Origin of the sequence: Paenibacillus cellulosilyticus (assembly GCF_003182255.1) — a bacterium.
Classification (GTDB): Bacteria; Bacillota; Bacilli; order Paenibacillales; family Paenibacillaceae; genus Paenibacillus_T; species Paenibacillus_T cellulosilyticus.
Map to the genome: position 1 here is coordinate 46,840 of NZ_QGTQ01000025.1, position 21,660 is coordinate 68,499.

The 21,660-nt window shown below is 50.8% G+C and carries 19 protein-coding genes and 1 riboswitch; of the genes, 9 read left to right on the forward strand and 10 right to left on the reverse strand.

The window, feature by feature from the left end:
• Positions 1 to 224: 224 nt before the first annotated feature.
• Both DFQ01_RS23325 and DFQ01_RS23330 read right to left on the reverse strand, forming a co-directional pair.
• Entirely contained in the window at positions 225 to 1,205 is a 981-nt protein-coding gene (locus DFQ01_RS23325; protein ID WP_245946843.1) for a helix-turn-helix transcriptional regulator, read from the reverse strand.
• Between the two features lie 27 nt (positions 1,206 to 1,232).
• On the reverse strand, positions 1,233 to 2,261 hold the full coding sequence (locus DFQ01_RS23330; protein ID WP_174812853.1) for a SepM family pheromone-processing serine protease: 1,029 nt from the start codon (positions 2,259 to 2,261) through the stop codon (positions 1,233 to 1,235).
• Between the two features lie 209 nt (positions 2,262 to 2,470).
• Between DFQ01_RS23330 and DFQ01_RS23335 the strand changes: the two genes are divergently transcribed.
• Positions 2,471 to 3,217 (forward strand): stalk domain-containing protein, encoded by a 747-nt coding sequence (locus DFQ01_RS23335; protein WP_110046316.1) that lies wholly within the window; start codon positions 2,471 to 2,473, stop codon positions 3,215 to 3,217.
• 108 nt (positions 3,218 to 3,325) lie between these two features.
• Here DFQ01_RS23335 and queF read toward each other — a convergent pair whose 3' ends face one another.
• From queF to DFQ01_RS23355, 4 genes are all read right to left on the reverse strand, one after another.
• Positions 3,326 to 3,823, reverse strand: a complete 498-nt coding sequence (gene queF / locus DFQ01_RS23340; protein WP_110046317.1) for a preQ(1) synthase — start codon at positions 3,821 to 3,823, stop codon at positions 3,326 to 3,328.
• 13 nt (positions 3,824 to 3,836) lie between these two features.
• Positions 3,837 to 3,880: riboswitch (PreQ1 riboswitch) on the reverse strand.
• 419 nt (positions 3,881 to 4,299) lie between these two features.
• On the reverse strand, positions 4,300 to 4,626 hold the full coding sequence (locus DFQ01_RS23345) for a hypothetical protein (RefSeq protein ID WP_110046318.1): 327 nt from the start codon (positions 4,624 to 4,626) through the stop codon (positions 4,300 to 4,302).
• A gap of 235 nt (positions 4,627 to 4,861) precedes the next feature.
• A complete protein-coding gene (locus tag DFQ01_RS23350; protein WP_110046319.1) occupies positions 4,862 to 5,317 on the reverse strand; it encodes a hypothetical protein in 456 nt (151 codons plus the stop codon).
• A gap of 544 nt (positions 5,318 to 5,861) precedes the next feature.
• The gene (locus tag DFQ01_RS23355) at positions 5,862 to 6,935 is read right to left on the reverse strand and encodes a phosphotransferase enzyme family protein (RefSeq protein WP_219993711.1); all 1,074 of its coding nucleotides are present in this window, start codon (positions 6,933 to 6,935) and stop codon (positions 5,862 to 5,864) included.
• 244 nt (positions 6,936 to 7,179) lie between these two features.
• On the opposite strand from DFQ01_RS23355, the gene DFQ01_RS23360 reads away from it, so the two are divergent.
• Entirely contained in the window at positions 7,180 to 7,665 is a 486-nt protein-coding gene (locus tag DFQ01_RS23360) for an 8-oxo-dGTP diphosphatase (protein ID WP_110046320.1), read from the forward strand.
• 38 nt (positions 7,666 to 7,703) lie between these two features.
• Here the strand turns inward: DFQ01_RS23360 and DFQ01_RS23365 are convergent, their stop codons facing one another.
• Positions 7,704 to 8,162 carry a RidA family protein gene (locus tag DFQ01_RS23365; RefSeq protein ID WP_110046321.1) on the reverse strand — a complete coding sequence of 153 codons (459 nt, stop codon included), beginning with the start codon at positions 8,160 to 8,162 and terminating at the stop codon, positions 7,704 to 7,706.
• 222 nt (positions 8,163 to 8,384) lie between these two features.
• On the opposite strand from DFQ01_RS23365, the gene DFQ01_RS23370 reads away from it, so the two are divergent.
• From DFQ01_RS23370 to DFQ01_RS23385, 4 genes are all read left to right on the forward strand, one after another.
• Positions 8,385 to 9,137 carry an RNA polymerase sigma factor gene (locus tag DFQ01_RS23370; protein WP_110046322.1) on the forward strand — a complete coding sequence of 251 codons (753 nt, stop codon included), beginning with the start codon at positions 8,385 to 8,387 and terminating at the stop codon, positions 9,135 to 9,137.
• Between the two features lie 98 nt (positions 9,138 to 9,235).
• Positions 9,236 to 9,817 (forward strand): ATP-dependent Clp endopeptidase proteolytic subunit ClpP, encoded by a 582-nt coding sequence (gene clpP / locus DFQ01_RS23375; RefSeq protein ID WP_110046323.1) that lies wholly within the window; start codon positions 9,236 to 9,238, stop codon positions 9,815 to 9,817.
• Between the two features lie 299 nt (positions 9,818 to 10,116).
• A complete protein-coding gene (locus DFQ01_RS23380) occupies positions 10,117 to 12,597 on the forward strand; it encodes an S-layer homology domain-containing protein (protein ID WP_110046324.1) in 2,481 nt (826 codons plus the stop codon).
• 143 nt (positions 12,598 to 12,740) lie between these two features.
• Positions 12,741 to 13,217 carry a hypothetical protein gene (locus DFQ01_RS23385; protein WP_110046325.1) on the forward strand — a complete coding sequence of 159 codons (477 nt, stop codon included), beginning with the start codon at positions 12,741 to 12,743 and terminating at the stop codon, positions 13,215 to 13,217.
• Between the two features lie 486 nt (positions 13,218 to 13,703).
• On the opposite strand, the gene DFQ01_RS23390 is transcribed toward DFQ01_RS23385, so the two are convergent.
• The 3 genes from DFQ01_RS23390 to DFQ01_RS23405 all read right to left on the reverse strand — a co-directional run bounded on the left by DFQ01_RS23390 (position 13,704) and on the right by DFQ01_RS23405 (position 17,335).
• Complete coding sequence (locus tag DFQ01_RS23390) at positions 13,704 to 15,032, reverse strand: FAD-dependent oxidoreductase (RefSeq protein ID WP_110046326.1); 1,329 nt, start codon at positions 15,030 to 15,032, stop codon at positions 13,704 to 13,706.
• 615 nt (positions 15,033 to 15,647) lie between these two features.
• A complete protein-coding gene (locus DFQ01_RS23400) occupies positions 15,648 to 16,478 on the reverse strand; it encodes an ABC transporter permease (protein WP_110046328.1) in 831 nt (276 codons plus the stop codon).
• Positions 16,479 to 16,552: 74 nt separating this feature from the next.
• Positions 16,553 to 17,335 (reverse strand): ABC transporter ATP-binding protein, encoded by a 783-nt coding sequence (locus tag DFQ01_RS23405; RefSeq protein WP_174812852.1) that lies wholly within the window; start codon positions 17,333 to 17,335, stop codon positions 16,553 to 16,555.
• A gap of 667 nt (positions 17,336 to 18,002) precedes the next feature.
• Here DFQ01_RS23405 and DFQ01_RS23410 point away from each other — a divergent pair.
• From DFQ01_RS23410 to DFQ01_RS23420, 3 genes are all read left to right on the forward strand, one after another.
• Positions 18,003 to 18,929 carry a TauD/TfdA dioxygenase family protein gene (locus tag DFQ01_RS23410; RefSeq protein ID WP_110046329.1) on the forward strand — a complete coding sequence of 309 codons (927 nt, stop codon included), beginning with the start codon at positions 18,003 to 18,005 and terminating at the stop codon, positions 18,927 to 18,929.
• 77 nt (positions 18,930 to 19,006) lie between these two features.
• Complete coding sequence (locus tag DFQ01_RS23415; RefSeq protein WP_110046330.1) at positions 19,007 to 20,062, forward strand: aliphatic sulfonate ABC transporter substrate-binding protein; 1,056 nt, start codon at positions 19,007 to 19,009, stop codon at positions 20,060 to 20,062.
• A 292-nt stretch (positions 20,063 to 20,354) separates the two neighbouring features.
• Complete coding sequence (locus tag DFQ01_RS23420; protein WP_110046331.1) at positions 20,355 to 21,275, forward strand: TauD/TfdA dioxygenase family protein; 921 nt, start codon at positions 20,355 to 20,357, stop codon at positions 21,273 to 21,275.
• The last annotated feature ends 385 nt before the right edge of the window (positions 21,276 to 21,660 follow it).

Sequence of the window (21,660 nt, forward strand, 5' to 3'; positions counted from 1 at the left end):
CAAGGGGCTGGTACGCGAGTATCACAATAAAGGAATTTATTCCCTTATGTCGAAAAGTATCAACACTTATAGGCCTTGCCATGTTAGTCTCTTTGTATTATCTCGGCATGAACTTTGATGGTATCTATGATTGGGCTGTACCTGACTCAAAATAACAAACATACAGAAGCCGCTCCATATAGCTATATGGAGCAGGCTTTTTTATTGGGCAGAAACTATCGCTGTCACTCTGACAGAAGCTGTCGCTGCGGCAGCTCTTTGCGATAAGTAGACGGTGAGGTCCCGGCCCAATCCTTGAATTTCTTCGAGAAATAGAGCGGGTCATTAAACCCGACGGCCGACGCGACTTGATCGATCGGCATCGATGTGTCGGATAGCAGCATCTGCGCGCGTTCCAGCCGGATTTGCATCAAATACTGCTTCGGCGACAGGCCCGTCGTCCGTTTGAACATGCGGCTTAGGTGCGTTCGATGATAACCTAGCATGCGGGACAGCTGCTCAATGGACACGGGCTGCGTGTAATGGAGCGACATGAAGCGGACCGCCTGTTCGATCTGTCGATCAATCGCCGCTGTATCCGGCTCGGCGCTCGTACCGTTTCCGTGACAGATGCGGCCCATTTGACCGAGGATGAGACGCAGCCAGCCCGATGCTTCGAGATCGGCTATCGGCGGGTCGTCTGGTTGCTGCAAGGTGTCGTGCAGGGAGCTGTACAGCGGCCGCAGATCAGGAAGGCGGGCGCCGCGAATAATCGGGCGATCCGGCGTTACACCCATCGACTCGAGCAGCGGTGCTGCATTCGAACCAACGAAGCCGACCCACGTATAGTGCCAAGGCTCCTCCGCATCCGCCTGGTAGGAGAACAGCTCGCCGGGGAAAATGACGAACGAATCGCCGCCGCGGCACGTATACGATTGCCCTCGCGTCCGATAGACGCCGTGGCCGGACAGGACGGTATGCATGAGCACATAGTCGTGGATGGCGGGGCCGATTTTGTGCAGCGGATGGGGCTGGCCTTCACCACTGAACAAGACGACAAGCTCGCCTTCGCCGGGCGCCGGGTTCATAAGAAACCGATGATAGTCGTGTTCGCCTCTTGTATCGCCAATTGGCGCAAGTACCTGTTCGTCATCCAGTTCCTCTAGCAGTGGATCACGTTGTTCATCGTCCCTTTCGTTATCCGTCAAGTGCTCTTGTTCAGCCATCCGTTTCACACCTCCTCGCCTCTGAGATTAATAGTTGTTCCGTAAGTACTCTACCGCTTCTTTCAATGTACTAACTGGTACGATTCGAAGGTCGTCGTATCCGCGCTTCTTAGCTTCGTCGATCGCCTCCTGCGCATTGTGGCTGGTTATGTCCTGATCCTTCGGACAGAAGAACAGAACGACGCCGGCCTGATGGGCGGCGATGATTTTGTCGCGCATGCCGCCGATTTGACCGACATTGCCGTTCATATCAATTGTGCCTGTGCCTGCGATTTTCAAACCATGCGTCAGATCCTCCGGCAGCAGCTGGTCGAGAATTTCGAGCGAGAACATGAGTCCCGCAGAAGGCCCGCCGATATCCGATTCGGCAAAATCGATCCTGCGTGACGGTGTCACGACATATTCCGGCTCGAAGACCGCGCCGATGCCGGGCACACCTTGCGCGTTCGCGGCGACAAGCTCGATCTGTACCGTTCGTTCCTCGCTATCACGCAGAATGACTGCTTCGATGATGTCGCCGACTTTTTTCTGAGACGTGATGTAGCTGCTGACTGCCTGCAAGGATTGGGCCGGACGATCGTCTACTTCGAGCAAAATATCACCGACCTCGAGCACGCCTTCAGCTTTGGAGCCAGCCACGAGCATACGCAGGAACAGACCCGTCACACGTTTGTCTACTTGCAGTCCGGCTTCGCTCAGTGCAGAGGCGACCGCCGTCTGCTGCGACGATGACATCATATGTTTGAGTACGACCACATACTCCTTGTCTGTAAGATTGCCTTGTACATCCGAGGTTTTGCGAACCTCGGTATCGGAATCGAGAATGCCTTTAATGAGCATGACGACATTGCGAGCTTTCTGCGAATAGACGGTCGTCAGGTTGAAGGAGCCTGCGCTTTTCTGCTTCTGGCCTTGCTCCACCGTGACGAGCTCATGGAGCGGTTCTACCGTTCCTGGTTGATAGAGATAGTAGGGCGTTGGCAGCAAGAATAGGATCAGATAAAGCGCGATAAATGCTATAACCCAGCGTGTTAAACGTTGTCGGAACCATTTCATCGTACAGTGAACCTCACATTCTTCGATCATTGTTTTCTCATTATCGCATAAAAGAATAGCAGTTCCCAGCGGAGTGGAAAAGGGTGGAGATAACGAGATTTAGTGTTCTATGTTTATTCTATATATGTTTAAATATAGAAACTGATAGAATAGATTCGGCGTCAATACTAGTTGAATCTATCTTATGAAATGAGAGTGGAGTTGTCATAATGAACGATAAACTAAAAATCGCTGCCGCCGTAATTTGCTTGGGCGGGGCTTTCACAGCTGTCTCGTACGCATCGGATTTGGTGCAGGCGCATCTATCCAATGGCGCGATCTATATCAATAACGAGAAGAAGGAGCTGCCAAGCGGTCAGTCCGTCATGAATGTGAATGGCAGCACCTATGTGCCGATTCGATTCATTTCGGAGCAGCTGCACAATATCGTAGGATACGATGCACAGAGCAAATCGGTCTATATCGACGACAACCAGATTCGTTACAACAAATCGACAGTCACACAATCCGATCAGACGGAGCAGTTCAAGCTGAAGCTGTCCTCCGCGAAGACTCGGTATGCAGAAGGTGAGCCATTGAACGTCTGGGCCAGCCTGACCTCGCTGAGCAAGGAGGAGCTGACTATCCATCATGGCGGAGCATTGATTCTTTACTACATTCGAGGGGCAGATGGAACAGAAGCAAGCTTGTTGGACCCACAAATGCTCGTGACCGAGACATTCCAGTACGACAATGAGCGGCTCGAATCGATGCCGCAGGAGCTGCTCATCTCCTATAACTTGAACCGACTCCATTCCGACGATTTGGACACCTATATGCGAACAACCCCGCGTCCGGCAGCGCTGCCGAAGGGCAAATATGTGATAGGGGCGGTATCCTCTTATTCTTTGAATGAGGACAACATGATCGATACGAAGCAGGAGCTAGTGGCGGAGCTGGAGATAGAGGTAGAGTAACGAACTAGGCCCGGTGGCTAGACGCCCCGACCGCCGACGAAACGACAAAGAGCTGTCCCATGAAGTCTACCGACTTCAAGGACAGCTCTTTTATGTAAGGACAGCCGATTAACGGTTGTCCACTTTCTCTGGATACATATCGTGCTGCATCAGGCGCTGCGTCGCCATATCTTCGAACTTCGTGCCCGGCTTGCCGTAGTTGCAGTACGGGTCGATCGAGATGCCGCCGCGCGGCGTGAATTTGCCCCAAACCTCGATATAACGTGGTTCCATGAGCTTGATCAGGTCGTTCATAATAATGTTCATGCAGTCCTCGTGAAAATCGCCATGGTTGCGGAAGCTGAACAGATACAGCTTAAGCGACTTGCTCTCGACCATCTTCACATCAGGAATGTAGCTGATATAGATTGTCGCGAAATCCGGCTGTCCCGTAATCGGGCAAAGGCTCGTGAATTCCGGGCAGTTGAATTTGACGAAGTAGTCACGGTACGGATGTTTGTTGTCGAACGTTTCGAGCACGCTTGGTGCGTATTCGAATGGGTACTTGGTGCCTTGGTTGCCGAGGAGCGTCAGATCGCTCATCTCCTCATGTTGTCTTCCTGTCATTATGTGGTCTCCTTTGAGCTTAGTTTTTTAGAGAGGGAGTTTGCGAACCTCTACCTTGCTTGTGGCAAGGATTTCGATGCGCCGCCAAACGCGCAGCGCGTATCCATTATAGCAGGTTCGGCCAGCTTGTGTAGAACAGATGCGGGAATGGCAATATTTTTAATGGCGGAGAGCGTTGATGGTTGATATGTCTCCAAAAAAGAACCGCAACATGAGTTGATCGTAGTAGTAGTTCTATCCAGACAAACCATTAGCCGCATCATTTCATGCTGAACTAAATAAGCTTGTACCTGAAAACCATTTGTTATGGAAGATCTATTCAATAGTAGATTCCGGATTTGTTTTGCGAACAATAAGATTTCGTCAGAGTAGTAGACTGAAGTTTTAGTTTTTATATAAGACGAAGCATCCCATAATCAGTGGGATGCTTCCCTTAGTCGCAGTCTATTTAAAACAATATTTAATACATCGAAGGATTATTTATCCTTTTGAGAAGAACATGTACCTGTTTCCAGAAGTTCTACGCTAATTCCTCCGGTCACTCCTTCGGAAGAGTATCCAGCTTCTTCTCGGAGTTTCTTAGCCTCATCTTCCGACACTTCGACCGAGAAGGTTTTATGGGGAATAGAGCATCCATTTATAATTAATTCGCTGGTCGATGTTTGAACTACATCGGGATAAGCTTCTAATTTTGCTTCCGGCGGATAGACATACACCTTATTAACTGGATGGTGAAAAAGCTGGCTGGCTAACACTCCTATACCCGCAACGATGCTGACTAAACCGATTGAACGATGCTTCATACAGACTCCTCCTTTCGTATGGATCAGTATATTTAACTGACGCAATTTCATGACTGTGGGTTGCGGAGTAATCTGTAAATTACATAAAGAAATGAATCCTTGGTCGATGAGTCATGTCCATTGACCAAGGATTCATTTGATAAGACGAAACCTTTATTACATATAGCTTGTTTCGAAGTATACAGATTCCAATCTCGTCGCTTTATATGGTGAAATATAGTCATCCCAAATTGGATCATCTTCCCACAGGTCGCCAGTTTTTTTCTTCATATCTTGGATACCCTTTCAGAACCTGGCAACCCGTTACAGCTTTAGAACCGGTAGCTGTTATTGTTTTCGTAGTTCCAATCGAGAAGCTAGCCCCGATTTGTGCGCTGATGATTTTTAACATGCTAGCGGAGAAGCTAACATTACCCGTAAGTGTCGATGTTTTGGTGAAGGTTGCACTATTCGTCAGTGTCATGTTACACCCACTAGTCCCAGGCAGATAAGGATCGGAATAGTCAATTCTATAGGAAGTCGCTGGATTTACTATATAATATTCGTTTCCGCCGATCTCCAGTGGTGTAATAATATTTGACTCGGTTGTCGTCGACGTTTCCTCTGGATAGACAATAAATCCGCCTGTTACTTTATCATCGTAAGGTAAACCTGCTTCGGTACGTAAACGCTGCGCCTCACTCTTGCTCACTTGTACAATCTTATTTCCTTTCTTGACCTCCTTAGCACTGGAAGCGGCGGTAGCAAATTGAGGAATCGATACGATTAGTAGACAAGCAAAAATACTTAATAGAGACTTTCTAAACAGTTCTTTTTGGTTCCTCTTTTATCAAAAAAATAATAAATACTAAATAATATGATTGTTGATAAATTCGCCTTGGGGTGGTATTTATAATTTTTTTAGATAATATCCAAATCTGGATAGGGTCCGAAGAAGAGAATGTATTAAAATATGGGTATGTGGGAAGATAGTTCCTAGTGACTAGACCCTGTATATCAGAGCATAATGAAATATATTTCCTGTTTAGACTGATTCGACTTCAAGATGGTCCTACCACTTTTGCAGTAAACGTAAGGCAGATGGTAAGCTAAATGAGAAAAAGCAGTCCATCCTAGGTTGAGGATAAACTGCTTTTTTAGTTCATAGATATTCGATTCAAATTTACAACTTTCGCTCAGACAAAAGTGATGCTTTTGCAGAACTCTCTATTAAGCGTTTTTTCTAAGCTATAGAATTATAAATCTCGCACCTCATACGCAAACGGTTCTTCACACGAGTATATATCATGCAAGAATCCCTTATACGGGATGTCATCCTCCAAACATTTGATGAGATACGACAGTTCCTCGTCGCACGCCGGCTCCTCGCCGTTGTTCCGCATGACCTCGAATGCATCAACAATATTCTCCATGATGTTTGCCTGAATAAATAAGGGCACCTGATCCAACATGGAATCTTCGAGCTCGGTCTCGGATCGGTATCCTGCAAGGACGGTTGCGAAGTAATCATCCATGAATGCTTTGCGTTTGCCGGCGTCCGGCTCGAATTGTATCCAGCCTACACCTTGTGTCCAGAGACCTGCCAGATCAAACATATACCAGCAGTAACATGCATTATCGAAATCATAGACCGTGATTTGCCCGGTATTGTAATCGATCGAATAATTCCCGTCGTTATAATCAAAATGGACCATACCGAAAGATTCGCGGTTCTTGTCCAATTGTTCTAAGGTTGTAAGGAGCTCGAACAGCTTCTTCTTCAGCAGCGGCAACGAGTCGGGTATCAGTGTATCGATAGATTCGGCATTGTATTTGTCTTCAAAACGATGCCGGCTATGGGCAGACGCATACCCTTTCGATAGGTGGTGCAGCTTTCCCAGCGTTTTACCGCAATTATAATAATATTCGGTAATAGGGACGCCATCCCGATACCGATAATGATTGTCCGCAAGCCTTGTTCCTCTGGCCTTCTCAAACAGGCAGACAAAGAAGGTGTGATTATTGTGAGTGATCTCTTCCAGAAGATTTCCATTCCTGGAGCTGACTACATCCGATACACTGCCTCCATGCTCGTATAAATATCGGATATACTCCACTTCTCCGAGAAAATCTTCCCGACTCCTGTCCGGCAAGAAAGCGATTCGGAGTATCAGAGCTTTGGCGCCTTCTTTCTCGCAGGTGTATACGATGTTCCGCCCGCCGTCATGCGCAGGAATCAGCTGGATATCGCAGCCTTCCAACCCGTACAGCTCGGATACCAATGGAAGCAAATAAGCATTTCCAATTTCGACAACCTCGTTATGATTCAAATAATCTCTCCTTTATTCTTATTGCTAGATGGACTTACCTACTGATTTTCTAACGGTCTTGTTTAACATTGATCCATCATTCCTCTCGAGTATATTCACATTGTATATTAACAAATATGGAATATAAAACATATAGAATTAAGTTGAAGACCAAGCGATTCAGCTAACATGCAGGAGGCTTGATTGATTTATCGAATAGTTCTCCTACAACGAACACTTACAAGTAGTGATACGGGAGGACGTTATGGCAGCTAGAAATGTGTGCGGATTATATACGATGTGCATCGTGCAGGACGGTGACAACATCTTGCTCATGAACAGGCCGGATAAGCTTGGCTTCCCGGGCTATATCGGTCCTGGCGGCAAAGTGGATTTCCCTGAGAGCTTCACGGAAGGGGCGGTGCGCGAGCTGCGAGAAGAAACGGGGCTTATCGTACAGCCTGAGGACCTGATCTTCAAAGGCATCGACGAATATGTTGTGCCGAAGACGAATTATCGTTATTTGGTTTTCAATTATTTAGCGAAAAAGTATACGGGGCAGTTATTGACCGATCCACCCGAAGGGGAGCTGCGCTGGGTGAACCTAGTCGATGCGATGGAGCTGCCGATGCAGTCATGGTTCAAACGGAGGCTGCCATTGTTCTTCGAACCGGGTACCTTCGAAATATCGGTCGTATGGGACGAGGACAATGACAGCTCTATTGAAGATAAGCTGCGACAGCTTGGATGAACAAAATCCCCTCGTTATGAGGGGATTTTGCATTTGATTTACTCCTCGACCTCGAAAATCGAATCTACAATGATAGGCAAGTTGTTTCGGACAGATACCGCACCGAATACGGAGCGCGCATGGAGCCCTTTCTCTAAGAACACGTCGAGCATTAGGTCGGAGCAGCCGTTAAGCACTTTGTGATGCTCCTCGAATTCTGGGTCTGCGTTCACGAAGCCTTGCAGCTTCACGACCCGTTTCACACGATCCAATGAACCGAGCTCAGATTGCACAACTGCGAGAATTTCAAGGCCGGCCTGTCTCGCGAATTGATAGCCTTCCTCTGTCGTAAACTGCTGTCCCAGCTTGCCTGCCGGACTGCCTGCAGGCCCTTTGCCTGATACGAACAACAACCCGTTCACCTGTACACCATTCGCATATCTCGCCGCTGGATCACTTGCTTTGGGCAGTGCTATGCCGAGCTCCTCTAATCGACGTTCAATTGAGCCTTCTGCCATATATAATCCCTCCTCGGTTCTTCACAGACTGGAAAATCATTCGATAGATTAGGACTATCCTAACATCGTAAGGAAGATTCAACAAGTACTGGAAATCGAGCTATAATAAATGAAAAGAACGGCGTGTGCGACAGGAAATTTTTATCGAAGTACCGTATCGTTTGACGTAGTGATCATCGTTATACAGTGGGAGAGATCGATCAAGAAAGGCGGAGATACGGCATGAATCAAGCAGAGGATCAGGAGCGCATGCATGTGCTCGTTAAGGAGCAGCAGCATCGGCTGAAGCGATTTTGCCGGAAGCTGGCGGGATCGAATTGGGATGCAGATGATTTGGCGCAGACGACTTGGATGAAAATATGGCGGCAGGGAGCTGGCAGCAGGCCTGTTAGCAGCTCGTACCTATATCGCGTTGCGGCGAACGCGTGGATTGATCTGTGCCGGAAGCGCCGGCTTGCTTGTGAAGAACTGACAGAGCAGTTGGCAGATCGGATCATGGCGGAGGATCAGGTAGAGGTATCGCCGGAGCTGACGGAAGCGATGTCGGCTGTTGTGTCGCTGCTCCCTCCGCGTCAGCGGATGGTGCTGCTGTTCATAGAAGGGCTGCAATTCACGGCTGGCGAGACGGCGGTGCTGCTGGAGATGTCGGAAGGTGCGGTCAAGGCTGCATTGCATCGAGCCCGTACGAAGCTGGATGGGTGGAGGCAGGAGCGGGCTGGCGGCCGTAGAATACGGGGTAAAAGAATGCCTGCTGCACGCAGAAGCTATGCAGATGAAGCTGTTGTCTATGCCTATTTGAACGCATTCCGAACTCGGAATGTAACAGGATTGCTCCTACTGCTGAACGCAGATGAGTCGCAGGATGTTCTGCCAGCCGTTCAAGGTGCTCATGTCGCGCCGGTGCAGGCTAGCGCAGCTGTCGATGTCAGGGCCAGCTATGCTGGCGGCTTCGATACGTTGATGTATGCAGCTTGATGGAAGGGGTTAATGCTTCCGATGCAACGTTTTGTTTCTCGATCGCAAGCTTTGCTTGACGATCTCTCCCACCAACAAAAACGTTTGAGGTGAACCCTATGTCCTACGTACCTTATGTGGTGGAACAAAGCAGCCGCGGTGAGCGGTCTTACGATATTTATTCACGGTTGCTGAAGGATCGGATTATCTTCCTTGGTTCGGCGATTGATGATCAGGTGGCGAACAGCATTACGGCACAGATGCTTTTTCTAGCGGCGGAAGATCCGGAGAAAGATATTCACTTCTATATCAATAGTCCGGGTGGATCGACAACGGCCGGATTTGCGATTTACGATACGATGCAATATGTGAAGCCGGATGTGCAGACGATTTGCGCGGGGATGGCAGCTTCGTTCGCGGCGATTCTACTGCTATCGGGGACAAAAGGCAAACGTTTCGCGCTCCCGAACAGCGAAGTGATGATTCATCAGCCGCACGGCGGAGCACAAGGCCAGGCGAGCGATATTGCGATTACCGCCAAACGCATTCTTTCGACGCGCGAGCGGTTGAACCAAATTACAGCCGATCGCACCGGCCAGCCGCTGGAGCGGGTGGAGAAGGATATGGACCGCGATTATTTCATGACTGCCGAGGAAGCGCGCGACTACGGCATTATTGACCAGATCATTAACAAGGCATAAGAGAAGAGGCTTGATCGGTCAGACAAAGCAAGCTCGTCGAGGATAATATCCTGACGGGCTTGCTTTTTTGCATCGAAATCTAGGGAATACAAGAAGCGTTCATACCTATTATTGGTTGAATTTACGATATCAACATATGCCATTAATGATCGTCAAACGTTTGTCCTATAAGATGCAACCGTATAGTCGTTTACAGTTATTTGGAAGATTGAGAGATTCGGTATTTGCGCATCCAGACATCATCAGGTCGTTACGGAGTACGATTGGTCAACAATTCATGAGGTGGGGGAAAGCTTACAATGAAACTAGTGAAGCCGTTTGTCCGCTCGCGTATGCGGAGCGATCTTACCAAAATGCTTGCCGTGGCACTCGTATGGAGCGGTGCGATGGCTGGAATCCCTGGGGTACAACATGCGCATGCAGAAGAAGTGCCTGTTATGAACCCGGGCGAGGAAGTGAACACCTTCGACCTTCGTGTGCTGCATACGAACGATACGCATGCACATCTGGATAACGTCGCACGCCGTGTGACGGCTATCAAGGAAGCGCGCAACGACAATACGCTGCTGCTTGACGCGGGAGACGTGTTCTCGGGCACGCTGTATTTTAACAAGTATGAAGGATTGGCTGATCTGTGGTTTATGAATGAACTCGGTTACGACGCGATGACATTCGGCAATCACGAGTTCGATAAAGGGCCTTCGACGCTGAAAACGTTCATTCAAAGCGCATCATTCCCGTTCGTGAGCAGCAACATCGACTTCGGTACGGATGCGAGTCTGAGTCCGCTGTTCAACGCAGCTGTGGGCGAGCCAGGGGACAACGGCAATATCTATCCGGCCATTATCCGCACCGTGAACGGTGAGAAAATCGGGATTTTTGGCCTGACGACGCCGGATACGGCGGCTTTGTCTTCGCCAGGTGAAGCAATCCATTTCAAAGACATTAAGGCAAGTGCGGAGCAAGCTGTCGCAGCGCTTCAAGAGAAAGGCGTTAACAAAATTATCGCCTTGTCCCATATCGGCTATAACCTGGACGAGAAGTTGGCGGACGAGGTAGAAGGCATCGACATTATCGTGGGTGGTCATTCGCATACGAAGCTGACGCAGCCGGTCGTTCATCATGCCGATCACGAACCGACGATCGTCGTTCAGACGGGCGAATACGGCGCTTTCCTCGGCCAGCTTGATGCGACCTTCGACGATAATGGCGTACTGACCGCTTGGAACGGCAAACTGATCGAGATCGATGCGAAGGACTCGGCAGGTCAATACGTCATCGCATCGGACGCTGCTGCAGAGGCGAAGCTGGCTGAGTACGCGGCTCCATTGGACGAGCTTAAGCAGACGATCATTGGCTACACGGAAACGGTACTCGATGGTGAGCGCGGCAATGTGCGTAAGAAAGAAACGAACCTTGGTGACCTGATGGCGGACGGCATGCTGGCGAAGGTGAAGAGCCTTGTACCGGCTTCGGCGGATGTAGAAGGTTATGTCACGATTCAGAATGGCGGCGGCATTCGCGCCTCGATCGGCGCGGGCGACATTACGCTTGGTGAGCTGTTGACGGTTATGCCTTTCGGCAACAATTTGACCGCTCTCAAGATGACGGGAAAAGAAATTACGGCTGCGCTTGAGAATGGCGTGAGTGGCGTTCAAACAGGCGAGGGTCGCTTCCCGCAGGTGGCAGGCATGCGTTTCTATTATGACTCCACGAAGCAGGGTGAAGTTGTCGACTCCGTATCGAATACGATTGTGACGGCTGGCCATAGAATTGCGAAGGTACAGATTAAGAACGCTAACGGCACTTATTCGGATATTAAGCCTAATTCTTATTATATCGTTGCAACGAACTCGTTTATGGCGGACGGCGGTGACTTCTATGCCTCGATGAAACAAGCGAAGCAGGCCGGAAGACAGTATGAGCTGAACCTTGTCGATTACGAAGTATTCCGCAGCTACTTGGATACGATCGGCCGCGTTAATCGTTCGACGGAAGGCCGTATTATCGATCTGCTCGGAACGGCGCTTCCATCCACAGGCGGCAATTCTTCGGGTACCATTGTGCCAAGTACAGGTACGGATAATGGTTCGACCGGAAGCGGTACGGACTCGACCAGCACGGATAATGGAACAGGCAGCGAAACGAACAACGGTGACAATGGCAGCACGGAAGGCAATAATAGCAATAATGGCAGCGGTAGTGGCGAAAATACTAGCAACACGGCGCCTTTCGCAGACGTAGCGGCAGACCATTGGGCGGCGGAAGCAATTCGGCAGGCAGTTGAACGCGGCATTGCTACGGGCTACCCGGATGGTTCGTTCCGTCCGAGCGGCACGACATCGCGCGCTGAATTTGCAGTCATGCTTGGCCGTGCATTCGGCCTGCAGGCGGATGCGTCTGGTACAGCGGCAAACTTCACCGACTGGAGCACAATTCCGCAGTGGGCGCAGCCATATGTATCGCAGGCGGCAGCGGCTGGCATCATCGGAGGCTACGTGGACGGTACGTTCCGCCCATCGGAGCGGATTACGAGAACGGAAATGGTCGTCATGCTTGCTCGTGCACTCGGACTTGAGCCAAACAAGCAAGCGAATGCCGCAAGCCTGTCCTTCACGGACGCAGCTTCCATTCCGGCATGGGCTGTTCCTTACATTGCAGCAGCTTATGAAGCGGGATTAATTGAAGGCGTCAATGGCAAGTTCGCTCCAAACACCGAGGCAACACGCGCTGAGGTCGTAACGGTTCTGATTGCTGTGCTTGACTATATTGGCAAGTAAGGCTTGAACATGGCGGCCCGCCACGTCCTAATGAGACGTGACGGGCCGTTTTGTGTTTAACGCTTAACGCATGATGCGTCCTTGAAACATTTTCCATATCAGCTTCGTTCATCTCATATATAGAATGGGGGAGGTTTTTAACGATGCGCAAAACGATAGCACTTCCTATTATGATACTGGCGGTAGCGCTAGGTTACGTCTTGGGGTGGACGATGAAAGCCAATAGCATCGACACCGACAAGTGGACGCCGGATACCATCAACATTTATGCGAAGGATAAGACAATGGAGCTTACCGCTGCCAGCTTTCCAGACCTGTACAAGAAAGTGACTCGTTTAATTGTTTTTGATGAACTGAAAAAGGTGGCGGGTGGAGAACCGCCGGTCTCGGCCGACGACATTGTTGAGATGAAGAAAAACGCGATTGAATACGTTTATAATAAGCCGATTTCCATTCAAATGAGCGATTACGACGGGAATGTAAAGACGATCAAGTTCACGGAAATACTGTTCCCGATCTATGATAATGGGGAAACACCCGTATACATTAGAACAACCGACGATGTGTATTTATTTCTCGAACACAGGTCCAGTTTACAATGGATGGTGAAGACGATTTAGTAGATTCGCCTGTCATCAACCCCGCTGACGGTTACCACAGCGCTTATTGAACTCAAAAAGCACCATTCAGAACTGTAAAGGTTGCGGTGGGGCTTATTGGCTGGTTTTCAAGCGTAACAGAGCGAACTTCACTCAATAGGCGCTAGGGCAACCGCTACACATGGAAAACCACCGTTTTCAGCAAAATAGCCTCTGAGGCAGCCGTTAGACGTGTTCGAACGAACCGCGGCGACTCGTGGCGTTCACTAGAACAAAGGGGCTGTCCCAAAAGTGATCATAAGATCACTTAGGGAAAGCCCTCATTTCTTTTTAAGTAAATGGCTCTCGCTCGCCCATAACTTGCTCAAGAAGATGGCAATTGATCGAAAACTAGAATGGCGATTCAAGGATGACTCCCTGAGTCGCCATTTCTAGTTTTCGCCTTTCACTAAAATGAGCTATCTCACCGAGTAAGTTGGCTTACTTTCGGGGCAGTTCTTCTGTGTGTTAGATGGCTTGCAGTCCTGCCTGATTAAGCAGGTTCCACGGCTTGTTGTAATGCGGCTGGAAGAAGAAGTCCACGAAGCTGAGCTCGTTCATCGTCATGCCGTTCTGAATGCAGACCGACATCGTGTTAATCGCCTGCGTCAGGTCGTCCTTCGACAGCACCTGTGCACCAACAATGCGGCCCGTTTCCGCTTCGTATACGACCTTCAGCAGCACTTTCTCGAACGTTGGCATAAACTCCGGCCGGTCGTTATCCTCGAGAAGCACGGTCTTCACCTGCATGCCAGCATCGAGTGCCGCTTGTTCCGTCATGCCGGTCGACGCGATGTTAAGGTCGTAGATTTTGATGCCCGACGTACCTTGCGTACCCATGTAGCGTACAGTTGGCTTCAGCAGGTTGCGTGCCACAAGCGTTCCCATCCGTACGGCGTTCGTAGCGAGCGGGATATAAGCGTGCTTATGCGTTGGGTTGTAGAATACAGCGCAGCTGTCGCCAGCGGCGAACACATCCGGATGGCTCGTGCGCATATATTCGTCGACGAGAATGGCGCCGTTCGGCAGCATATCGACTTGGCCTTTCAGCAATTCGGTGTTCGGACGGAAGCCGATGCACAGAACGACGAGGTCAGTTGCATATTCGCCAGCGGTCGTCACAACCGTATCGACTCGGCCATCCTCACCGCGGAAGCCGGTCACTGTCTGACCAAGCTGCAGCTCGATGTCGCGTGCGGTCAGCGCTTGTTCGATCGCATCGGTAAATTCGCGGTCGAGATATTTGAACAAGATCCGATCCATGTTATCGATAAGCGTTACTTTTTTGCCCAGCAGTTCGAACGCTTCGACGAGCTCGATTCCGATATATCCTGCGCCAATGACGGTGATGCGGTCCGCATGCTGCGCTTTATCGATGATTGTCTGTGCATGCGCGTAGTTTTTGCAAAGAACGATGTTGTCGAGCTCCATGCCGTCCAGCTTCGGAATGATCGGCCACGAGCCGGTCGTCATTACAATCTTATCGTACGTGTCGGTGATCACTTCGCCCGTTGCCAGGTTGCGTGCGCGGAGCGTGTGGTTCTCGGTGTCGATATCGAGCACGTCGTGACGCATATTCATTCGTACGCCCATCGCGGTCAGCTGCTGCGGCGATGCGTAGAACAGTTTATTCACATCCTGCACAACGCCGCCGACATGAAGGGCGATGCCGCACGATAGGAACGATACGTTGTCATTCCGTTCAAATACTGTGATTTGAGCCTCGGGATAAAGCTTAGCCATTTGTGTTACTGCAGCCGTACCAGCATGTGTGCATCCAATAACCGCGATTTTCATACGAGATTCCTCCTCGAATTTCCTGTGAATTAATTCACATACTCAACTAAAATAAAACGTCGATCGAGCGAACAGTGGACTTGATTGCGGATCGGTTGGACCTCCGAGTAGGAGTCGCGCAATGATTAGGTCCAATTGAACTCACCAATAGGGTGGTGACGCTGAGCTCGATCCAGCAAGTCTGATCGTATGGTCTAAGCGTCTCGGTTCGTTGTGTCTGTATTGTGATTTAATTCACAACCTCTTGTTGCTCTTATCATATGCGACTTTCAGTACTTTGACAAGGGGTTGTGATATATTTCACATGTTAGTCACAAGTAGTGAAAAAGATCACATAGATATGAGATGCGCCGTTTCGGATCAGCGTATACTCCCTTTGCCCGGCATGGCCGTCTTTGTTTCATTCTTGGAGACCTATGGCGCAGATGCGGGCAGGCCAAGACCAAATGCCTGCAAAAGCGCAGGAAATCCTCGGACAAACGAGTTGCTGGTAGGAATAGGAATGCCTGCAACAGTGCAAGCATTCGGCGCAATATCGGCATTAGAGTGGGGCACACAACTAAAAACAACCGCCCGAAGCCATCGCCTCGGGCGGTTGAACCAACTCCAACTCCACTAGCCTTTAAAGCTGTCCTGCCAGCGCAGCAGACGCTGCTCGAGCACGCGGACGATTGAGTCGGACAGTTTGCCGACGATCGCGAAGATCGTAATGCCGACGAACACGACATCCGTCTGCACGAACGAGCGCGCGTCTTGAATCATATAGCCGACGCCGCTCTCTGCGCCGAGCAGCTCGGCGACGACTAAGCAGAGCCACGCGATGCTGAGCGACAGTCGTGTGCCGAGCAGAATGTTCGGCAGGGCGGCGGGAAGTACGAGACGCGTCGTCCGCTTCCACCAATTGAACTCCAGCACGCGGCCAACGTCGAACAGCTTGGCATCGACATTGCGTACGCCGAGGAATGTGTTCACGTACATCGGGAAGAAAGCGCCCAGCGAGATGAGCAGCACCTTCGAAAGCTCGCCGAAGCCGAACCACATAATGAACAGCGGCGTAATCGCAAGCAGCGGAATCGTCCGAAGCATTTGGACCGTCGGATTCACGACTTCCTCGAACGGACGGGACATGCCGACGAGCAGGCCGATCAAGAGACCGGCGCCGCCGCCGAACAAGAAGCCAAGCGAGGCGCGGACGAGACTGATGCGAAGATGATGCGGAAGCTCGCCTGTCTTCGTCAGCTCGTAATACTCTTTCAAAATATTCCATGGCGATGAGAACAACGTCTCGGAGATCGCGCCGTTAGACGCGAGTAATTGCCACAATGCAATGACAACAGCGGGGATAATCGCTCCTCGTAGGAACGTTTTCCAAGGGAATGCGCGTTTCGGCCTTGCTATATTCGGCAGGGCAGCTTGCTCGCTGCGCACAGCAATAGTAGTCGTCATATTCAATCATCCTTTCGGTATCAGGCGGCTTGAAAGCCGTACTGTCTATCGTCGACCCGTTCGAGGTCAGCCTATTAAATCGTGTAGCTCGGCTCCTCGGTGTCTGAATGCTCCAGGCTGCGCAGCACATGCGTGCGAATGTCCTGGAACGCCGTTCCGGTGCGCTTGCGCGGGTACGGCAGATCGATCGGGATGATCGACTTGATTCGGCCGGGCTTGGCATCCATGACAACGACACGGCTCGAGAGGAATACCGCTTCGTCAATATCGTGCGTCACGAGCACCATCGTCGTACGGTTCTTCTGCCAAATGTCGAGCAGCGCCTCCTGCAGATGGGCACGCGTGAACGCATCCAGTGCGCCAAAAGGTTCGTCGAGCAGCAGCACCTTCGGTTTGCGCAGCAGCGCTCTTGCGATCGCGACCCGCTGGGACATACCGCCTGAGATTTGACGCGGATAAGCCTTCTCGAAGCCTTCGAGCTTCACGAGCTTAATGAGCTCATTCACGCGCTCCCGAACGTCGGGCTTGCTGAGCGATAGATCAGCGGCGATGTTGCTCTCCACGTTAAGCCAAGGGAATAGGCGATGCTCTTGAAAAATAAAACCTTTCTCCTGCGACGGCCGATCGACCTTGCGGCCTTCGATGCTCACCGTGCCGACATAGTCGGTATCGAGTCCGGCGATGATCTTGAGCAGCGTGCTTTTGCCGCAGCCGCTCGGACCAATAACCGTTACGAAGTCGCCTTCAGCGGCGTTCAGGTTCATTCGGTCGAGCACATGAGTGGTGCTGGCGCCGTTTCGAAAGATTTTGCTGACGTTATCGATTTCAAGCAGTGCTTTCGTCGTCGTCGTTGTCATGTTCAACACATCCTTTTGGAAAAGTAATGGCATATAAAAAGGAGATCCGGGCAGCAGCTCGTTTGACGATGGCAGATGACTGCCCCGCGTAGCTTGCTTGCTCCGAATCTCCATTCGTATGGTCGATTCTAGTGCAAATCGTGTCGCTTAAATTAATTCCAATCCTATCACTCGGAATTAAACCTGTCAATAACATATTATCCGCACCAATAAACGATGATATATTCCCTCGAAGCAGCGAATCTACGCAAGATTTCTTCCGGCGCTATAGATGAAGTAATAGTTAAAGAGCGCTACAAACCGAATAAAGTTTCGAATAAACTTTTAAAAACCTATTGACAAACTCGGAATTAAATTGCTAAGATTTAGCCATCAGAACGACGCAACACCACGACAGCAACTGAAGTTAATCAACTGAATAGATGGAATCGACTGGACCACCAGAGATTCACGGATATAGCGAAGAGTAGAGTCGGATCGGGCAGCGTGCTCGTCAAGACTCGAATCTCCGAGAGCAGGGCCCGCAGAGATAGATGGTTATAGCGGGCCGCACTCAAAGAGTTAGCTCTTAAGCTAGAACTGTGAATCTCTTTTTTCATCCATAATTCCAACTAAACAGGTGTGCAAACTAATAAAATCTAAAAACCATGATTAGGAGCTGATTCGCATGACGAACCAAACGATCGATTATCTATCCCGCAGCTACGCGCCACAGCGCAAAAGACACGCAGGCATCTACAATCTTCGCCGTCTGCCAGAAGGTGTAGAGGAGCAGCCATACACGCTGTTCACGGTTAAGCCGCTCGGCCCGATCATCGGTGCAGAGATTGAAGGCGTAGACCTGAGCCAGCCGGTAGGACCAGAGCTGCAAGCTGAAATCCGCCGCGCTTTCCTCGAATATAAAGTACTGTTCTTCCGCAACCAGGACATTACGAACGAGCAGCACCTCGCATTCGCGAAGCTGTGGGGCGAGCTGGAGAAGCATCCATTCCTGCCGCAAGGCAACTCGGAAGAAGTAACGCGGTTTGCCAAAGACAAGAACGTAACGGGTATGGAAAACATTTGGCATACGGACGTAACGTGGCGCGTGAATCCAGCATTCGGCTCCGTGCTCCGCTTGTCCGAAGTGCCACCATTCGGCGGCGACACGTTGTGGTCTGACCAGGCTGCAGCATACGACAATCTGCCAGATGAAGTGAAAGAGCGCATCGAAGGACTGACTGCGATCCATGACTTCACCCCATCGTTTGGCCGTGCACTGACGCCTGAACGTCTGGCTGAGAAGCAAATCGAGTTCCCGGCTGCCGAGCATCCAGTCGTTCGTACGCATCCGGAGACGGGCCGCAAGACGCTGTTCGTCAACGCTGCATTCACGATCCGCATTGTAGGTCTGGAGCCAGAAGAAAGCGAAGAGCTGCTGCAATACTTGTTCGCGCAATCGAAAATCCCTGAGTATCAAGTGCGCTTCCACTGGGAGAAAAACTCGATCGCATTCTGGGACAACCGTGCGACGCAGCACTACGCGGTATCCGACTACTTCCCGAACGTTCGCATCGCAGAGCGCGTGTCGATCGTCGGAGACATTCCTTATTAAGATTCGATTGTTAAATAGAGAAGAAATATCGGCCTAATTACTATTCAAATAGAGAGTAGATCGAGGGGGAAACCAACATGGTGAAGTGGACAAGAGCAGGTTTGGTTATGGCATTGGCAGTTATATTGACGTTCGTGGTAGCCGCATGCGGCGATAAGAAGGCGGATTCCAAGGACCAGGCGTCTGGGGCGTCGTCCCAGACGACGGAAGGTGCTGCGGCATCAGACGCATCATCCAAGCCTAGCGGCGAGAAGGTCAAGGTGAATATTGCGATCAACGGTGGTCTCAGCCCGCTTATTATCGCGCAAGCGAAGGGCTTCTATGAGGAGGCGTTCAGCAAGCTGAATGCAGAGATTTCGTGGAGCAAATTCCCAAGCGGTCCGCCGCTGCTGGAATCGCTTGTAGCCGGACGCGTCGATCTATCGTTCCTCGGGGACGGTGCGACGATCGCGGGTATCTCGAACAAGCTGCCGTTTGAAGTCATTGGCCTGAACTCCGAGGGCAAATCCGGAGCGCGCCTGCTCGTTCCGCCAACCTCCTCGATTCAAAAGCTGGAGGATGTGAAGGGCAAGACGATTGGTCTTCCGAAGGGTACGGTAGCCAACGTTTATCTCATTAAAGTGCTGGCTGCAGCGGGCCTGTCGATCTCGGACGTCAACATTATCAACCTGCAGATGGAAGACGCGCAGGCTGCATTCGAGAGCGGCAAGCTGGACGGCTGGGTCGCATGGGATCCTTATATTACGCAAAATGTGAATACCGGCAAAGCGCGCGTCATTGAGACGGATACGGAGGTTCTGTCTCCTACGTCCCTCATTGCGCACACGAAGTTTGCAGAGGAGCATCCGGAGCTTGTCGTCGAGTTTCTGAAGGTGTACAAACAGACGGTCGACTATGAGCTTGCGCATGAAGATGAAGCGGCGCAAATCTTCTCCGAACAGACGAAGCTGCCGGTTGATACGGTGAAGCAAGTTCTCGCGAATTCTTCGCCGATCCTGTCTACGTATACACAAGCTGCGCTTGATGCGCAGCAGGCATCGAGCGATATTTTGTACGAGAACAAGTTCATCAAAAACCAAATTACGTTCAAAGACGCTGTGAACGACACGTTCGTCACGGAAGCTTTGAAATAAATCGACTTCCAGAATCCGCACCATGGCTGATCAGTAAAGATGCTGAGCATAGCTTCGATGCGGTCCCGACTGCAAAGGAGCTAGCGCACAGCCATCGCGCCAGCTCCTTTGCAGTTTTTGCATAGGGCGCGGGGCAACAAAACCAAAGCGATGCTTCCGAAGCAAGCTTGTGCTGCATATCCGTCCACAGAGGCGGACGGGAGATATCGCAAAGCTTTTAGCGATGCTTCCGAGCAAGCTCAGGCTGCACATCCGGGAGCTGTCGCAAAAAACTTTATTTGGAGGGATTCCCATGAGCGAAGTTCAAAACAATCAGCAAGTCCTGTTGGAAGTCGTGCCTGTTGCAGGCCGTATTGGTGCAGAGGTTAGAGGAATCCGATTGTCTGGTGATTTGGATCAAGAGGAAGTAAACGCAATCCAGCAAGCGCTGCTGCAGCACAAAGTGTTGTTCTTCCGCGGCCAGCAGCATTTGGACGATGAGGAGCAGGAACGCTTCGCGAAGCTGCTCGGCGAGCTGTATGCTCATCCAACGGTACCGGTGAAGGAAGGTACGAGCTCGATTCTTGAGCTGAATTCGGAGCATGGCGGTCGTGCAAACTCGTGGCATACGGATGTAACGTTCGTAGACGCTTACCCGAAAGCATCGATTTTGCGTGGCGTTGTGATTCCGGCAGCAGGCGGTGACACGGTATGGGCGAACACGGCTGCCGCATACGAGGATCTGCCGCAGGAGCTGAAGGATCTCGCAGACAATCTGCGTGCGATTCACTCCAACGCCTACGACTATGCAACAGCTGTGCGCAAGGAGATTTCCGACGAGCAGTTGGCGAAGCATCGCGCCGTATTCGCTTCGACGGTATACGAAACGGAGCATCCAGTCGTTCGCGTCCATCCGGAGACGGGCGAGCGCCATTTGCTGCTCGGTCACTTCGTAAGACGTTTCTCCGGCTTCCGTTCGCAGGATTCCGAGCGTCTGTTCAACATTTTGCAAGAGCATGTAACGCGTCTGGAAAATACGGTTCGCTGGCGCTGGAGCGAAGGTGACGTTGCAGTGTGGGATAACCGAGCGACGCAGCACTATGCGGTGAACGATTACGGTCACCAACACCGTGTCGTACGCCGTGTAACGCTCGCTGGCGATGTGCCGGTAGGTGTGGATGGCCGTCCAAGCCGCGTCATTAAGCCGGCAGCTGAAGAGCAGCAAGCGCAGTAATCATCGCATACATCATAGAAATGGACAACGGCACCCCCTGAGGGGTGCCGTTTATTTGTGCTGCTATATTTAACCGGTGCGCTGACGATGCGCGTTGATTCCCCGGTTCGTTAGTTACAATCATGTGGTCTTGCCCAGTTCCGCTATGCCTCAGCAAAGCTTAACTAAAACAACGAAAGCCCTACCTCTCTTTCGTCCTTGCGGCTCCGAAGACCGCGCCAGTGTGAATCAGCGAATGGTGTTATGGCGAGTGAACAACCAACCTTCGCCAGAGCGGCGGATACGGGCAGAACGAGAAGCTATTTGCCAGGAAAAATATCTTCTAAGAGGAATCCTGCGGGGTTAAATATAGACATTCAAATACTAATATAACAGACTAGCAGAC

What these genes read in the sequence shown, in the direction of transcription:
- DFQ01_RS23325 (WP_245946843.1), bottom strand. Translation starts at nt 1,205, where the DNA reads ATGGCTGAACAAGAGCACTTGACGGATAACGAAAGGGACGATGAACAA.
- DFQ01_RS23330 (WP_174812853.1), bottom strand. Translation starts at nt 2,261, where the DNA reads ATGAAATGGTTCCGACAACGTTTAACACGCTGGGTTATAGCATTTATC.
- DFQ01_RS23335 (WP_110046316.1), top strand. Translation starts at nt 2,471, where the DNA reads ATGAACGATAAACTAAAAATCGCTGCCGCCGTAATTTGCTTGGGCGGG.
- queF (WP_110046317.1), bottom strand. Translation starts at nt 3,823, where the DNA reads ATGACAGGAAGACAACATGAGGAGATGAGCGATCTGACGCTCCTCGGC.
- DFQ01_RS23345 (WP_110046318.1), bottom strand. Translation starts at nt 4,626, where the DNA reads ATGAAGCATCGTTCAATCGGTTTAGTCAGCATCGTTGCGGGTATAGGA.
- DFQ01_RS23360 (WP_110046320.1), top strand. Translation starts at nt 7,180, where the DNA reads ATGGCAGCTAGAAATGTGTGCGGATTATATACGATGTGCATCGTGCAG.
- DFQ01_RS23365 (WP_110046321.1), bottom strand. Translation starts at nt 8,162, where the DNA reads ATGGCAGAAGGCTCAATTGAACGTCGATTAGAGGAGCTCGGCATAGCA.
- DFQ01_RS23370 (WP_110046322.1), top strand. Translation starts at nt 8,385, where the DNA reads ATGAATCAAGCAGAGGATCAGGAGCGCATGCATGTGCTCGTTAAGGAG.
- clpP (WP_110046323.1), top strand. Translation starts at nt 9,236, where the DNA reads ATGTCCTACGTACCTTATGTGGTGGAACAAAGCAGCCGCGGTGAGCGG.
- DFQ01_RS23380 (WP_110046324.1), top strand. Translation starts at nt 10,117, where the DNA reads ATGAAACTAGTGAAGCCGTTTGTCCGCTCGCGTATGCGGAGCGATCTT.
- DFQ01_RS23385 (WP_110046325.1), top strand. Translation starts at nt 12,741, where the DNA reads ATGCGCAAAACGATAGCACTTCCTATTATGATACTGGCGGTAGCGCTA.
- DFQ01_RS23390 (WP_110046326.1), bottom strand. Translation starts at nt 15,032, where the DNA reads ATGAAAATCGCGGTTATTGGATGCACACATGCTGGTACGGCTGCAGTA.
- DFQ01_RS23400 (WP_110046328.1), bottom strand. Translation starts at nt 16,478, where the DNA reads ATGACGACTACTATTGCTGTGCGCAGCGAGCAAGCTGCCCTGCCGAAT.
- DFQ01_RS23405 (WP_174812852.1), bottom strand. Translation starts at nt 17,335, where the DNA reads ATGACAACGACGACGACGAAAGCACTGCTTGAAATCGATAACGTCAGC.
- DFQ01_RS23410 (WP_110046329.1), top strand. Translation starts at nt 18,003, where the DNA reads ATGACGAACCAAACGATCGATTATCTATCCCGCAGCTACGCGCCACAG.
- DFQ01_RS23415 (WP_110046330.1), top strand. Translation starts at nt 19,007, where the DNA reads ATGGTGAAGTGGACAAGAGCAGGTTTGGTTATGGCATTGGCAGTTATA.
- DFQ01_RS23420 (WP_110046331.1), top strand. Translation starts at nt 20,355, where the DNA reads ATGAGCGAAGTTCAAAACAATCAGCAAGTCCTGTTGGAAGTCGTGCCT.